The organism is Citrobacter sp. KH_055_1 (assembly GCF_057838705.1).
In genome coordinates, this window is sequence record NZ_CM174473.1 from 2599367 (window position 1) to 2613326 (window position 13960).

General features: G+C 56.5%; 13 protein-coding genes. 7 read left to right on the forward strand and 6 right to left on the reverse strand.

What is annotated here, in order from left to right; genetic code table 11:
* Positions 1-21 precede the first annotated feature (21 nt).
* The 4 genes from AC3ITF_RS12145 to AC3ITF_RS12160 all read left to right on the forward strand — a co-directional run bounded on the left by AC3ITF_RS12145 (position 22) and on the right by AC3ITF_RS12160 (position 4727).
* On the forward strand, positions 22-1191 hold the full coding sequence (locus AC3ITF_RS12145; protein WP_135912154.1) for an ABC transporter substrate-binding protein: 1170 nt from the start codon (positions 22-24) through the stop codon (positions 1189-1191).
* Positions 1164-2699: an ABC transporter permease family protein gene (locus tag AC3ITF_RS12150; protein WP_117342980.1), complete on the forward strand. Its 1536-nt coding sequence runs from the start codon at positions 1164-1166 to the stop codon at positions 2697-2699. Before AC3ITF_RS12145 ends, AC3ITF_RS12150 begins: the two co-directional genes overlap by 28 nt.
* Positions 2699-3331, forward strand: coding sequence for an ATP-binding cassette domain-containing protein (locus AC3ITF_RS12155; protein ID WP_489175692.1), 633 nt, complete (start codon positions 2699-2701; stop codon positions 3329-3331). Before AC3ITF_RS12150 ends, AC3ITF_RS12155 begins: the two co-directional genes overlap by 1 nt.
* An 88-nt stretch (positions 3332-3419) precedes the next feature.
* Complete coding sequence (locus AC3ITF_RS12160; RefSeq protein ID WP_137399332.1) at positions 3420-4727, forward strand: sulfurtransferase; 1308 nt, start codon at positions 3420-3422, stop codon at positions 4725-4727.
* A gap of 7 nt (positions 4728-4734) precedes the next feature.
* Here AC3ITF_RS12160 and AC3ITF_RS12165 read toward each other — a convergent pair whose 3' ends face one another.
* Together AC3ITF_RS12165 and AC3ITF_RS12170 are read right to left on the reverse strand one after the other, a co-directional pair.
* A complete protein-coding gene (locus AC3ITF_RS12165) occupies positions 4735-5358 on the reverse strand; it encodes a CDP-alcohol phosphatidyltransferase family protein (protein WP_115258687.1) in 624 nt (207 codons plus the stop codon).
* Positions 5351-5920, reverse strand: a complete 570-nt coding sequence (locus AC3ITF_RS12170) for a carboxymuconolactone decarboxylase family protein (RefSeq protein ID WP_117342976.1) — start codon at positions 5918-5920, stop codon at positions 5351-5353. The genes AC3ITF_RS12165 and AC3ITF_RS12170 overlap by 8 nt, the downstream gene beginning before the upstream one ends.
* A gap of 79 nt (positions 5921-5999) precedes the next feature.
* On the opposite strand from AC3ITF_RS12170, the gene AC3ITF_RS12175 reads away from it, so the two are divergent.
* Complete coding sequence (locus tag AC3ITF_RS12175; RefSeq protein WP_117343117.1) at positions 6000-6407, forward strand: pyrimidine (deoxy)nucleoside triphosphate diphosphatase; 408 nt, start codon at positions 6000-6002, stop codon at positions 6405-6407.
* Here the strand turns inward: AC3ITF_RS12175 and AC3ITF_RS12180 are convergent.
* Positions 6373-6648, reverse strand: coding sequence for a YnjH family protein (locus AC3ITF_RS12180; protein ID WP_137399333.1), 276 nt, complete (start codon positions 6646-6648; stop codon positions 6373-6375). The genes AC3ITF_RS12175 and AC3ITF_RS12180 overlap by 35 nt on opposite strands.
* A gap of 237 nt (positions 6649-6885) precedes the next feature.
* On the opposite strand from AC3ITF_RS12180, the gene gdhA reads away from it, so the two are divergent.
* Positions 6886-8229, forward strand: coding sequence for an NADP-specific glutamate dehydrogenase (gdhA, locus tag AC3ITF_RS12185; RefSeq protein WP_096757292.1), 1344 nt, complete (start codon positions 6886-6888; stop codon positions 8227-8229).
* A gap of 18 nt (positions 8230-8247) precedes the next feature.
* Here the strand turns inward: gdhA and AC3ITF_RS12190 are convergent, their stop codons facing one another.
* The 3 genes from AC3ITF_RS12190 to AC3ITF_RS12200 all read right to left on the reverse strand — a co-directional run bounded on the left by AC3ITF_RS12190 (position 8248) and on the right by AC3ITF_RS12200 (position 11904).
* The gene (locus AC3ITF_RS12190; RefSeq protein WP_115258690.1) at positions 8248-10188 is read right to left on the reverse strand and encodes a DNA topoisomerase III; all 1941 of its coding nucleotides are present in this window, start codon (positions 10186-10188) and stop codon (positions 8248-8250) included.
* A gap of 4 nt (positions 10189-10192) precedes the next feature.
* Positions 10193-11236: a selenide, water dikinase SelD gene (gene selD / locus AC3ITF_RS12195; protein ID WP_115258691.1), complete on the reverse strand. Its 1044-nt coding sequence runs from the start codon at positions 11234-11236 to the stop codon at positions 10193-10195.
* A 116-nt stretch (positions 11237-11352) separates the two neighbouring features.
* On the reverse strand, positions 11353-11904 hold the full coding sequence (locus tag AC3ITF_RS12200) for an NAD(P)H nitroreductase (protein ID WP_096757296.1): 552 nt from the start codon (positions 11902-11904) through the stop codon (positions 11353-11355).
* 173 nt (positions 11905-12077) lie between these two features.
* Between AC3ITF_RS12200 and sppA the strand changes: the two genes are divergently transcribed.
* The gene (sppA, locus tag AC3ITF_RS12205; RefSeq protein ID WP_489175693.1) at positions 12078-13934 is read left to right on the forward strand and encodes a signal peptide peptidase SppA; all 1857 of its coding nucleotides are present in this window, start codon (positions 12078-12080) and stop codon (positions 13932-13934) included.
* Positions 13935-13960: the final 26 nt, after the last annotated feature.

Genomic DNA, 13960 nt, shown 5'->3' on the forward strand with positions numbered 1-13960 from the left:
CCCTTAACAACTGGAGAGTGTATGCGTTATTGCTTATTGTGCCTGAGTTTGCTGTTTTCACCGCTGGCGACCTTCGCGCAAGATCACAGCTGGCAGCAGATCAAAAACGACGCCCGTGGCCAGACGGTGTGGTTCAACGCCTGGGGAGGCGATAACGCAGTGAACCAATATCTCGACTGGGTAAGCGGCGAGATGAAAACACATTACGCCATTAACCTGAAAATCGTGCGTCTGGCCGATGCTGCCGACGCGGTTAAGCGTATTCAAACAGAGGCCGCTTCCGGGCGTAAAACCGGCGGCTCTGTCGATTTACTGTGGGTGAACGGTGAAAACTTCCGTACGCTGAAAGAGGCAAACCTGCTGCAAACGCAGTGGGCGCAGACGCTACCCAACTGGCGCTACGTTGATACCCTGCAGCCTGTCAGCGAAGACTTCTCCATCCCTACAGAGGGAGCCGAGTCACCGTGGGGAGGCGCGCAGCTTACTTTTATCGCTAACCGTGATGTGACCGAACAGCCACCACAAACCCCGCAGGCGCTGCTGGCATTTGCCAAAGCGCATCCTGGTACGGTGACCTACCCGCGCCCCCCGGATTTTACCGGGACGGCATTTCTTGAGCAGTTACTGATGGCGCTTACTACCCAACCACAAGCGTTGAAAATGGCGCCCGATACCGCGACGTTCGCTGATGCTACGGCTCCGCTGTGGCAGTATCTTGACACGCTGCATCCGTTTTTATGGCGTGAAGGTAAAGACTTCCCGCCTACGCCCGCACGAATGGATACGCTGCTGAACAACGGCGTACTGCGCTTGTCGCTGACCTTTAACCCCGCGCATGCACAACAAAAAGTGGTCAGCGGTGAATTGCCCAAAAACAGCTACAGCTTTGGTTTTACGCAAGGCATGATTGGCAACGTGCATTTTGTCACGATCCCGGCTAACGCCAGCGCCAGCGCAGGGGCGAAAGTCGTCGCCAACTTCCTGCTCTCTCCGGAGGCGCAACTGCGTAAAGCCGATCCCGCCTACTGGGGCGACCCTTCGGTTCTCGACCCGCAAAAATTACCTGCGGCACAACGTGAAGCTCTGCAGGCGCGGATCCCCAAAGGACTACCCACCGTGCTTCCTGAACCCCATGCGGCCTGGGTAAACGTACTGGAACAAGAATGGCTACGCCGTTACGGTACGCATTAATCCTGCTGATATGGGGCGTCATGGCGGTGATTTATTTGCCGCTGGTACCTGCCGCCATCGCACTTTTCACACCAGCGCTCTCCATCACTCATTGGCTGGCGCTGTTTGCCGATCCCCAGCTGCCGCAGGCGCTGATGGCGACGCTGGTTTCCGTGACGCTGGCGACCCTCGGTGCGTTGGTCATTGCCCTGTTGGCGATCCTCGCCATGTGGCCCGGCGCGGGCTGGGCGCGGCTGTGCACCCGGCTGCCGTGGCTGTTGGCGATTCCGCACGTCGCGTTTGCCACCAGCGTCCTGTTGTTGTTTGCCGAAGGCGGTCTGCTGTACCGCGTGTTGCCTTTTCTTACCCCACAGGCTGACCGCTACGGGATCGGTCTGGGCTTGACGCTAGCCGTCAAAGAGAGCGCTTTTTTGTTATGGGTACTCTCGGCCCTGCTCAGTGAAAAGCAGCTTGCCCGGCAGGTGACCGTGCTGGACTCGCTGGGATATAGCCGCCTGCAATGCCTCAACTGGTTGGTCTTACCCGCCATCGCACCGGCACTGGGAAAAGTGATGTTGGCGGCCACTGCATGGTCATTGTCGGCGGTGGATGTGGCGATCGTGCTGGGTCCGGGCAATCCGCCAACGCTTGCGGTGTTGAGCTGGCAATGGCTCACTCAGGGCGATGCCGACCAACAGATAAAAGGCTCGCTCGCCAGCCTGCTGCTGGTACTGCTGCTGTGTGTGTATGCGCTGGTTGGTTATCTGCTCTGGCGCAGCTGGCGGCGTACCCTGCCGGGGATTAGCGGGAAGCGTCAGCGTTTTTCATCCTATCCACTGGGGCGCTCACTGGCGCAACTGGTGCCCGTAAGCGGCGTACTCTGCCTGCTGGTTCTGGCCCTGGTTGCACAGTATTCATTCATCGATAGCCAGACGTTATTCACCAGCCTGCAAGTGGGAATGATTGCCAGCGCACTGGCATTAATCACGCTGTTGCTATGGCTGGAATGGGGACCACAGCGCGGACATCGTTGGGTCTGGCTGCCGATTATCCTGCCTGCACTCCCGCTGGTCACCGGACAATATACGCTGGCGCTACACGCACAGCTGGATGGTCAGTTGTTGACGGTTGTCTGGGGACATTTGCTGTGGGTCACACCGTGGATGCTGTTTATCCTCAAACCGGCGTGGCAGCGAATTGATCCACGGTTAATGTTGATTGCGCAGACGCTGGGCTGGTCGCGGGAGCGCATCTTCTGGCAGGTGAAATGTCCACTGCTGCTGCGCCCGACGCTGATTGCTTTCGCGGTGGGATTTTCCGTCAGTATTGCCCAGTATATGCCGACCCTGTGGTTAGGGGCCGGACGCTTTCCCACGCTGACCACCGAGGCCGTTGCATTGAGCAGCGGCGGCAGCGCGGCACGGCTTGCGTCACAGGCGCTCTGGCAACTGCTGCTGCCGCTGTTGGTTTTCGCACTGTCAGCATTACTCTCCGCATGGGTTGGCCGCTGTCGACAAGGACTCCGCTAATGCTAATTGTGAAAAATGTTTCGCTACATCTGGGGCCTTGCGTTCTGCTCAACGAGGCCAATTTCGAGGTCAACAAAGGTGACATTGTCACTATTATGGGTCCCTCCGGCAGCGGCAAATCATCGCTGTTCTCGTGGATGATTGGCGCACTTTCTCCAACGTTTCAGGCGAGTGGCGAGCTGTGGCTTAACGACCGGCGCATCGACTCGTTACCCACGGCGCAGCGCCAGATTGGCATTTTGTTCCAGGATGCCCTGCTGTTCGACCATTTCAGCGTGGGGCAAAATTTGCTGCTGGCACTCCCCGCAAGTCTGAAAGGATCGGCCAGACGAGATAAGGTCGAGCGCGCCCTTGAGCGTGCCGGGCTGGCGGGGTTTTATCATCGCGATCCGGCGTCACTCTCCGGCGGGCAACGATCGCGTATCGCCCTGCTGCGTGCGCTGTTGGCACAACCACAGGCGCTGCTGCTGGATGAACCCTTCAGCCGACTGGACACCTCGCTGCGCGACGCGTTTCGCCAGTGGGTCTTTACCGAAGTGCGCAAGCTGGGTATTCCCGTGGTGCAGGTTACCCATGACGCGCAGGACGTGCCGCCCGCGGGCCGCGTTTTGCAGATGGCAAACTGGGCGTGAATGTGGCGATATGCTGCGTTAACGCAATGATTTTATCAGGCTGGCGGCACAGAATGTCGTCTTCTTTTTTTCAACGTCGGGCTATTCGATGAAACGTGTTTCTCAAATGACCGCGCTGGCACTGGCTTTAGGGCTCGCTTGCGCTTCTTCCTGGGCTGCTGAAACAGCACAGACGCTCACCCTCCACCAGTTACAGCAGCAACAAGGCGCGGCAATCGATACCCGTCAAAGTGCGTTTTATAACGGCTGGCCGCAATCGCTTAATGGCCCTTCCGGCCATGAACCTGCCGCCCTGAACCTGTCTGCCGCCTGGCTCGACAACATGAACGACGAGCAACTCACCGCCTGGGTTAAGCAACATCAGTTAAAAACCGATGCACCGGTAGCGCTGTATGGCAGCGAAAGCGACATGCAGGCCGTTAAAGCGCGTCTGCAGAAAGTGGGCTTTAGTCAGCTTTCCACGCTCAGCGATGCACTGCAGGATCCCGCGCGATTGCAGCGCCTACCGCACTTCGAACAGCTGGTCTATCCGCAGTGGCTACACGACCTGCAACAAGGCAAAGCCGTCACCGCTAAACCGGCCGGTGACTGGAAAGTCATTGAAGCGGCCTGGGGGGCACCGAAGCTCTATCTGCTCAGTCATATTCCGGGTGCCGGATACATTGATACCAACGAAGTCGAAAGCGAACCGCTGTGGAACAAAGTCTCCGACGCGCAGCTCAAAGCGATGCTGGCTAAACACGGTATTCGTCATGACACGACGGTGATTTTGTATGGCCGTGATGTCTATGCGGCGGCGCGTGTCGCACAGATCATGCTGTACGCGGGCGTGAAAGATGTTCGCCTGCTCGACGGTGGCTGGCAGACGTGGTCCGACGCAGGATTACCGGTCGAACGCGGCACGGCACCGACGGTTAAACCGGAGCCTGATTTTGGCGCGACGATCCCTGCACAGCCGCAGCTGATGCTGGATATGGAACAGGCGCGTGGCCTGCTGCATCGTCAGGATGCGTCGCTGGTCAGCATTCGTTCGTGGCCGGAATTTGTCGGCACCACCAGCGGTTACAGCTACATTAAACCAAAAGGTGAAATTGCGGGGGCGCGTTGGGGTCATGCGGGCAGCGACTCCACGCATATGGAAGATTTCCATAACCCGGACGGCACCATGCGCAGCGCAGACGATATCGCCGCAATGTGGAAACAGTGGAACATCTTGCCGGATCAGCAGGTTTCCTTCTACTGCGGTACCGGCTGGCGTGCCTCGGAGACGTTTATGTACGCCCGTGCGATGGGCTGGAAAAACGTCTCGGTGTACGACGGTGGCTGGTTCGAGTGGAGCAGCAATCCGAAGAACCCGGTAGCCAGCGGCGAGCGCGGCCCGGACACCAGCAAGTAATCGCTGATTATTCCTGACGCTGGACCGATTTCAGCGTCAGGTATCCGCTCCAGATCCGCGTGAACGTTGTCAGCCAACACAGCGCACCAAATACCCACGCCAGCACGGCAAAATAATCAGGGAACAGACAGCCCAGCACGAACAGCAATATCGTCTCGGTGCCTTCGGTCAACCCACCTAAATAATAAAACGATTTATGCGCATAACCGGGGTTATCAATCTGATGCTTCGCCGCCAGCGCGGCAAAGGCCAGGAAACTGCTGCCGGTGCCGATAAACGCAAACAATAGCCAGCTGCCCGCCAGCGCATTCTGCTCGGGTGCCGCCAGAATAAAGCCAAACGGCACCAGCGCGTAAAACAGAAAATCGAGTGAAATATCGAGGAATCCGCCGGCATCGGTCAGTCCCCTGCGCCGCGCCAGCGCGCCGTCCAACCCATCAAACAGACGATTAAGCACAATGGCGACCAGCGCCGCCGAATACCAGCCTAATGCCAGAAACGGCAAGGCCAGCACGCCAATAGCGAAACCGAAGAGCGTCAGACCGTCCGGCGAAATACCGGGCTTATCAATCATGCGAGCGCACTGATGTAGCAGCGGTTTTAACCGCGGATGAAGATGGCGGTCAAGCATGTGGCCGTCCTTTGAAACTGTCGCACAATCCCTGCGAAGGAATATCCAGCGCGGCGTTAAAGCGTGCCGAGAGATTTTGAAAGGCAATCAGCGCGGTCATTTCGGTAATCGTGTCATCGGTAAAATGCTGCTGCATTTGCGTCTTCAGCGCATCATCAAGGCGCGGCGGCGTGGCAGTCATCGCATCCGCATAGGCCAGCGCCACACGCTCTTCTGCGCTAAACAGTGCAGACGATTGCCAGTTCGCCACCTGTAACACTTTATCCAGCGCCCCGCTGCGTTCGGCCAGCCGTAAGCTGTTGGCATCCACGCAGAACGCGCAATGACACACCTGCGATACCCGCGTCATCAACAGCGCGCGCATCACCGGGGTTAATCGCGCCCGTTTACGCTCCAGAAATCCGACAAACAGCGCGACCAGCCAAAACAGAAACGGCATACGCCCCCACCAGCGCGTGGGATGCAGCACGTCGCCGTAATGTTTTTTCTGCGTCGCGACAAGCGGTTTCAAACTGGAAGGGATACGCGTCAACGGTTTTACCCACGCCTGAGGATCGTTCAACGGTGACTCCTGAATACTTTAGATAAAACAAAGATAGCGATAGTATGTCACTTTCTGCTGTTAGATCTTGATGAATATGATGAAAACCCTCGACGTGGTCGCCGCTATCCTTGAACGTGATGGCAAAATATTACTCGCTCAGCGCCCGGCGCATGCGGATCAGCCGGGTATGTGGGAGTTTGCGGGCGGTAAGGTAGAGCCCGGCGAGAGCCAGCCGCAGGCGCTGAGGCGTGAACTGCACGAAGAACTCGGCATTGAGGCGGTTGTTGGGCAGTACGTTGCCAGCCATCAACGCGAAGTATCAGGCCGGATTATCCATCTGCATGCATGGCATGTGCCAGATTATCAGGGCGAACTGCACGCGCACGAGCATCAGCAACTGGTGTGGTGCCTACCTGAAGAGGCGCTGACGTATCCGCTGGCGCCTGCCGACATCCCGCTCTTACAGGCGTTTATTCTTTTACGCGACGCCAGACCAGCGGATTAGTGCCGATCGTTTTCTCATCGCGCTGGCATTGCAACAACACGCCATCAGCCTTGATCACCGCGCCTTCCGAATAGTTTTGATCCTGATAAACGCAGCACTGATTACAGGGCTGCGCCCGCTGACCGCTGGAACTGAACACTTCTGGCGGCACATTAACCTGCACATCCGGGCGATAAAGCTGATTTGCCAGTGCCGTGCTGGAGAGCATAACCAGCGCACCTGCCATGATAAAACGGCGCATACTCTTTCCTTTTAAACTGACCTCTATGCTCAGTATAACGGTATAAACCAGCAGAAACTTTAGTCCCTTCCCGCATCGTTTTTAGTTATGACCTACGCCGCAATATTAATTTCCTTAGCGGGGTTAATTTTTTCTTGCGTCCCGTCACACTGCTGATGTTATAGTCAAAAACTGCACAACACATAACATAAACATCAAAAATATAACCATATCAATACATAAGAGGTTCTTATATCTATGGATCAGACATGTTCTTTGGCGTCATTTCTCAACCATGTGCAAAAGCGCGACCCGAATCAAACCGAGTTCGCGCAAGCCGTTCGTGAGGTCATGACGACGCTGTGGCCGTTCCTCGAGCAAAACCCGCGCTATCGTCAAATGTCATTGCTGGAACGTCTGGTTGAACCTGAGCGCGTGATCCAGTTCCGCGTGGTCTGGCTGGACGATCGTAATCAGGTACAGGTTAACCGCGCATGGCGTGTACAGTTTAGCTCGGCGATTGGTCCTTACAAAGGCGGCATGCGTTTCCATCCGTCGGTAAACCTGTCGATCCTGAAATTCCTTGGCTTCGAGCAGACTTTTAAAAACGCCCTCACCACGCTGCCGATGGGCGGAGGTAAAGGCGGGAGCGATTTCGATCCAAAAGGCAAAAGCGAAGGCGAAGTGATGCGTTTTTGCCAGTCCCTGATGACCGAACTGTTCCGTCATTTAGGACCAGACACTGACGTTCCGGCGGGTGATATCGGCGTGGGCGGTCGTGAAGTCGGCTTTATGGCCGGGATGATGAAAAAACTCTCCAACAACAGCGCCTGCGTCTTTACCGGCAAAGGTCTGTCGTTCGGCGGCAGTCTGATCCGCCCGGAAGCGACCGGCTACGGCCTGGTGTACTTCACCGAAGCAATGCTTAAGCGCCATGGTCTGGGCTTTGAAGGCATGCGTGTCGCCGTTTCCGGCTCCGGTAACGTGGCGCAATTCGCCATTGAAAAAGCCATGGAGTTTGGTGCCCGTGTGGTGACCGCCTCCGACTCCAGCGGTACCGTGGTTGACGAGAGTGGCTTCACGAAAGAGAAACTGGCACGTCTGTGTGCCATTAAAGACAGCCGCGATGGCCGCGTGGCGGATTACGCCCGTGAGTTTGGCCTGACCTATCTGGAAGGTAAGCAACCGTGGTCAGTGCCGGTGGATATCGCCCTGCCGTGCGCTACGCAGAACGAACTGGATGTGGACGCTGCGCAGATGCTGATTGCCAACGGCGTCAAGGCCGTAGCGGAAGGTGCAAACATGCCGACCACCATCGAAGCCACCGATCTGTTCCTCGAAGCGGGCGTACTGTTTGCGCCGGGTAAAGCCGCCAACGCCGGTGGTGTGGCGACATCAGGCCTGGAAATGGCGCAGAACGCCGCGCGTCTGGGTTGGAAAGCGGAGAAAGTGGATGCGCGCCTGCACCACATCATGCTGGATATTCACCACGCCTGCGTCGAGTACGGTGGTGAAAGCAAACAAACCAACTACGTGCAAGGCGCCAACATTGCTGGCTTCGTGAAAGTTGCCGACGCGATGCTGGGCCAGGGTGTGATTTAATCATCAGTCATGACCGCATTACAGGCCTGCCTCCTCTGAAGGCGGGCTTTTTTTCGCCGGACGTTTTCGCGGCGCGCTCTTTTTCTTCTCCGCGCCAGCCGGCGCGGTTATCCCGCGGAATCGGCGTACTGGCGTACGTTTAGCCTGGTCAATCAGCTGATACAGCGTGTCCACCAGCGGCTGCATAAAGTCCTGATAGCGGCACTGCTTTTCACTGATTTGCGTCAGGATCGACTCCCAGTGCGCGGTCATATCCGGACGCGTTGCCATTTCTGGCAACGAATGGAACAGCGCCTTTCCGGGATCCGTCGAGTGTATATAGCGACCCTTTTTCACCAGGAACCCGCGCTTAAACAGCAGTTCAATAATCCCCGCACGCGTAGCCTCCGTTCCCAGTCCGTCGGTGGCACGCAGGATTTTTTTCAGATCTTTATCCTGCACAAACCGTGCTATCCCGGTCATCGCCGACAACAGCGTCGCGTCGGTAAAATGGCGCGGCGGTTGGGTCTGGCGTTCCACCACTTCGCCCTTTTCACACAGTAGTTCGTCATCACGAGCCACTACCGGCAACGGTGTGCCGTCGTTTTCTTCGTCGCGCTCTTTGTTACCCAGCAGCGTACGCCACCCGGCTTCCGCCAGGAAACGGGCTTTAGCAACAAATTTGCCTTTCGCAATATCCAGCTCAATGACGCACTTGCGGAATACCGCGTCCGGGCAGAACTGCATCAGATACTGACGCGCAATCAGGTTGTACACCTTGGCTTCATTGTCATTCAAATTGATGGATGAACTACGCGCAGTGGGAATAATCGCGTGGTGCGCATCAACCTTTTTATCGTCCCAGCAGCGATTACGCGTATCGGGATTAACCGCAGGCTGCGGAAATAAATCCGGAGCGTGCACGCTAATCGCATTCATCACCGCATGGCGACCGGCAAAATGTTCTTCCGGCAGATAGCGGCTATCAGAACGCGGATAGGTAATCAATTTGTGGGTTTCATACAGCTTCTGGCAGATATCGAGCACGTTTTGCGCGCTCAGTCCGAAGCGTTTAGCGGCTTCAATCTGCAACGCCGACAGTGAGAACGGCAACGGTGCGGATTCTGATTCCCGTTTATCGTTATAGCTGGTGACTATCGCTGGCTGACCGTTGATGCGTTTCACCACATGCTCCGCCAGCGTACGGTTCAGTAAGCGCCCTTCTTCATCCTGATAAGGTTCACACGCCTCGCTCGGCTGCCAGATAGCGGTAAACCGCTCGTCTGCAGGTGTGACGATATGCGCTTTGACCTCAAAGAAATCTTTGGCGACGAAGTTTTCAATCTCTTCATCACGGCGCACCACCAGACCAAGCACCGGCGTCTGCACACGCCCCACGGACAGCACGCCTTGATAACCCGCGTTACGCCCAAGAATGGTATAGGCGCGCGTCATATTAATGCCGTACAGCCAGTCGGCACGCGCTCGCGCCAGCGCCGAAACGCACAGCGGGATGAACTCGCTGTTGGCGCGCAGACGAGAAATTGCCCGCTCCACCGCCTGTGGGTTAAGGTCGTTAATCAGACACCGTTGTACCTGATGCCGCTTTTCCGGCGCCAGTTGCAGGTAATCCAGCACTTCATCGACCAGCAGCTGTCCTTCACGATCGGGGTCTCCCGCGTGAATGACTTCACTGGCCTCATGCAGAAAGCGCTTGATGACGTTGAGCTGTTTGGTGACGGAGGGACGCGGCTGCAATTGCCACTTTTCCGGTACAATCGGCAAGTCGACCAGACTCCAGCGTGCATAGCGACTGTCGTAGGCGTCTGGCTGCGCCTGTTCAAGCAGGTGACCGATACACCAGGTCACCACTTGCCCATTTCCGCATTCAATAAAGCCATCACCTTTGCGATGTGGCTTAGGGAGCACATCGGCAATCGCGCGCGCCAGACTCGGTTTTTCGGCAATAAACAACCGCATCGAATTAACGGATCTCAACCATGGCGCGACCGCCACGTGCTTCAACCAGCTCACCAATCGCGGTGAGATCAATGCCAAACTGCGCGGCAACCGCTTTCACTTCAGCCTCAGATTCCGGTGTTACCGCCAGCAGCAGGCCGCCGGAGGTTTGCGGATCGCACAGCAGGTCTCGTACCGCCTGCGGCATCTCACCCATCAGATGCCCGTAGCTGGCAAAGTTACGCTGCGTGCCGCCCGGCACTGCGCCTTGCGCGATGTACTCTTCAACACCAGGCAGTTTTGGAATATCCTGGTAAACGATTTGCGCCTGAACGCCCGCGCCCTGACACATTTCGCTCAGGTGTCCCAGCAGGCCAAAACCAGTCACGTCGGTCATGGCTTTCACGCCTTCAATGTCCGCAAACGCTGCGCCCGCAATATTCATGCGGCACATCACTTCCGTCGCCAGCCCAACATGCTCAGGCTTAAGCAGCGATTTTTTCTCAGCGGTGGTCAACACGCCAATGCCCAGCGGCTTGGTGAGGAACAGCTTACATCCCGCTTCTGCGGTGCTGTTTTTCTTCACGCGCTCAGTAGGGACCACGCCCGTCACGGCAAGACCAAAAATCGGCTCTGGGGCATCAATAGAGTGACCACCCGCCAGCGCAATGCCGGCCTGGCGACAGGCGAAACGCCCGCCTTCGGTCACTTCACGGGCGACTTCCGGTGCCAGCTTATCGAGCGGCCAGCCCAGAATCGCGATAGCCATAATCGGTTTGCCACCCATCGCGAAGATATCGCTGATGGCGTTGGTCGCGGCGATGCGGCCAAAATCAAACGGATTATCGACTATCGGCATAAAGAAATCGGTGGTGCTGATAACGCTGGTGCCATTACCCAGATCGTACACGGCCGCGTCGTCGCGGGTTTCATTCCCCACGAGTAAATTCGGATCAACAAATTTCGCCTGCTCGCTGTGCAGGATGGTTTCCAGCACTTTGGGGGAAATTTTACAACCGCAACCGGCTCCGTGGCTGTATTGCGTTAAACGAATAGCGTGCTCGCTCATGGACATCTCCTGTCATTGCAATCGGGCTATGGTAGCGCTCATTCCATGATGTGGTAAGAGTGACTGTCTGAATTCGGGTGTCTTTGCTCATAATCCAGACAGTTTAGCCGCTGAAATCAGAAATACTGGACGAATGCGCTCGGATCGGCAGGGTTAATCGTGGTGGATGCTTTAAGCTGTGGCGTGCCCAGATAGAGGAAGCCGACAATTTTATCCTGCGCACGACAGTCAAATGCCTCGCGCACCACTGCACTTTCGGTTAATGCACCGCTGCGCCAGATCCCGCCAAAGCCTTGCGCAATCGCCGCCATTTGCATGGCCATTACCGCACAACCCGCTGACATTTCCTGTTCCCACAGTGGAACCTTGTCACTTTCTTCACATTTCGCCACCACCGCAATAATCAGCGGGGCACGAAACGGCGCAGTACGCGCTTTTTCGACAGCCTTTTCGTCGCCCTCTGCGGCAATAGCCCCTTTTTCGAGCACGGCGCTAAAACGCTCACGCCCTGCACCTTCAATCACAAAGAAACGCCACGGCTGCAGCGATTTGTGATCCGGGGCGCGCATCCCCGCCCGCAGGATATTTTGCAGTTGCTCACCCACGGGAGCGGGTTCAACAAGACGAGAGGCGCTACGGCGGGTAAGAAGTAATTCGAGTGCATCCATTTGCTTAACTCCAACAATGAAATTTGTTCACAAAATTAACACGTGAGCGGATTTTGTTACAGCGCCAGCGGTGATTCCTGCTGACAATTGCCTGCCGGGTCATTACGATAGCCACATCTTAACGCCTTCTCCGGTAAAACGGGGGGCGTGTTGTTCATCGGTAGGGAGAATACATGCGAACCCTGTGGCGTTTTATTGCCGGAATTTTTAAATGGACGTGGCGAATACTGAATTTCGTCCGCGAATGTGTACTGAACCTGTTCTTTATCTTTTTGGTCCTGGTGGGCGTGGGGATCTGGATGCAGGTCAGCAGTAGCACCTCCAGCGAACACGCGGAGCGTGGCGCACTGCTGCTCGATATCTCCGGCGTTATTGTCGATAAGCCCTCGAGCACCAGCCGCTTAAGTGTCATCGGACGTCAGCTGTTTGGCGCCAGTTCCGATCGCCTGCAAGAAAACTCACTGTTCGATATCGTTAACACCATTCGCCAGGCAAAAGACGATCGCAACATCACCGGCATCGTGATGGATTTAAAAAACTTTGCCGGGGCCGATCAGCCGTCCATGCAGTATATCGGCAAAGCACTGCGCGAATTCCGCGACAGTGGAAAACCGGTATTTGCCGTGGGCGATAACTTCAGCCAGGGACAGTATTACCTCGCAAGCTTTGCCAATAAAATTTGGCTCTCCCCGCAGGGTTCGGTTGACCTGCACGGCTTTGCGACCAACGGTCTGTATTACAAGTCTCTGCTGGATAAACTAAAAGTCTCCACCCACGTTTTCCGCGTCGGTACCTATAAGTCCGCCGTCGAGCCGTTTATTCGCGACGATATGTCCCCGGCCGCACGTGAAGCCGACAGTCGCTGGATTGGCGAGCTGTGGCAGAACTATCTCGATACCGTTGCCGCTAACCGCCAGATCCCGGCGCAGCAAGTGTTCCCGGGCGCACAGGCGATGCTTGACGGCCTGACGAAAGTGGGTGGCGACACCGCGAAGTACGCCCTCGACAATAAACTGGTCGATGCTCTCGCCTCCAGCGCTGAAGTGGAAAAACTGCTGACTAAACAGTTTGGCTGGAGCAAAACAGAGAAGAACTACAGTGCCGTCAGCTATTACGATTACACGCTAAAAACCCCGGCGGATACCGGTGACAGCATTGGCGTAATCTTCGCCAATGGCGCGATCATGGACGGAGAAGAAACACCGGGCAACGTCGGCGGCGACACCACTGCGACACAAATCCGTGAAGCGCGTCTCGATCCGAAGGTAAAAGCCATTGTCCTGCGCGTTAACAGCCCAGGCGGCAGCGTCAGCGCCTCGGAAGTGATCCGCGCTGAGCTGGCTGCAGCAAAAGCGGCAGGTAAACCGGTGGTGGTTTCCATGGGCGGCATGGCGGCCTCCGGCGGTTACTGGATCTCAACCCCGGCAAACTACATTGTGGCGAACCCCAGCACCCTGACCGGCTCCATCGGCATCTTTGGCGTGATCAACACCGTTGAAAACAGCCTCGATTCCATTGGTGTACATACCGACGGCGTGGCGACCTCGCCGCTGGCCGATATTTCCGTCACCAAAGCGTTACCGCCGGAAGTGCAGCAGATGATGCAACTGAGCATCGAGAACGGCTATAAGCGCTTCATCACGCTGGTCGCGGATGCACGTAAGACAACGCCAGAGCAGATTGATAAAATCGCCCAGGGCCACGTCTGGACCGGTCAGGATGCAAAAGCGAATGGTCTGGTCGACAGTCTCGGCGATTTCGACGACGCTGTAGCAAAAGCGGCAGAACTGGCGAAACTGAAACAATGGCACATTGAGTATTATCAGGACGAGCCCACGTTCGTAGATATGGTCATGGACAGCATGTCTGGTTCCGTTCGCGCTATGCTACCAGAAGCCATTCAGGCCATGCTCCCGGCACCACTGGCCTCTGCGGCAAGCGTGGTAAAAACCGAAAGTGATAAGCTGGCCGCGTTTAACGACCCGCAGAACCGTTATGCGTTCTGCCTGACCTGCGCCAACGTCCGCTAACTCTTGACCCCTCTTCGGGATGAAGA

Excerpts from the sequence above, each read along its gene's own strand:
- AC3ITF_RS12175 (WP_117343117.1), top strand. The coding sequence starts at position 6,000 with ATGAAAACCCTCGACGTGGTCGCCGCTATCCTTGAACGTGATGGCAAA.
- AC3ITF_RS12180 (WP_137399333.1), bottom strand. The coding sequence starts at position 6,648 with ATGCGCCGTTTTATCATGGCAGGTGCGCTGGTTATGCTCTCCAGCACG.
- AC3ITF_RS12150 (WP_117342980.1), top strand. The coding sequence starts at position 1,164 with ATGGCTACGCCGTTACGGTACGCATTAATCCTGCTGATATGGGGCGTC.
- AC3ITF_RS12160 (WP_137399332.1), top strand. The coding sequence starts at position 3,420 with ATGAAACGTGTTTCTCAAATGACCGCGCTGGCACTGGCTTTAGGGCTC.
- AC3ITF_RS12145 (WP_135912154.1), top strand. The coding sequence starts at position 22 with ATGCGTTATTGCTTATTGTGCCTGAGTTTGCTGTTTTCACCGCTGGCG.
- AC3ITF_RS12155 (WP_489175692.1), top strand. The coding sequence starts at position 2,699 with ATGCTAATTGTGAAAAATGTTTCGCTACATCTGGGGCCTTGCGTTCTG.
- gdhA (WP_096757292.1), top strand. The coding sequence starts at position 6,886 with ATGGATCAGACATGTTCTTTGGCGTCATTTCTCAACCATGTGCAAAAG.
- AC3ITF_RS12165 (WP_115258687.1), bottom strand. The coding sequence starts at position 5,358 with ATGCTTGACCGCCATCTTCATCCGCGGTTAAAACCGCTGCTACATCAG.
- AC3ITF_RS12200 (WP_096757296.1), bottom strand. The coding sequence starts at position 11,904 with ATGGATGCACTCGAATTACTTCTTACCCGCCGTAGCGCCTCTCGTCTT.
- selD (WP_115258691.1), bottom strand. The coding sequence starts at position 11,236 with ATGAGCGAGCACGCTATTCGTTTAACGCAATACAGCCACGGAGCCGGT.
- sppA (WP_489175693.1), top strand. The coding sequence starts at position 12,078 with ATGCGAACCCTGTGGCGTTTTATTGCCGGAATTTTTAAATGGACGTGG.
- AC3ITF_RS12190 (WP_115258690.1), bottom strand. The coding sequence starts at position 10,188 with ATGCGGTTGTTTATTGCCGAAAAACCGAGTCTGGCGCGCGCGATTGCC.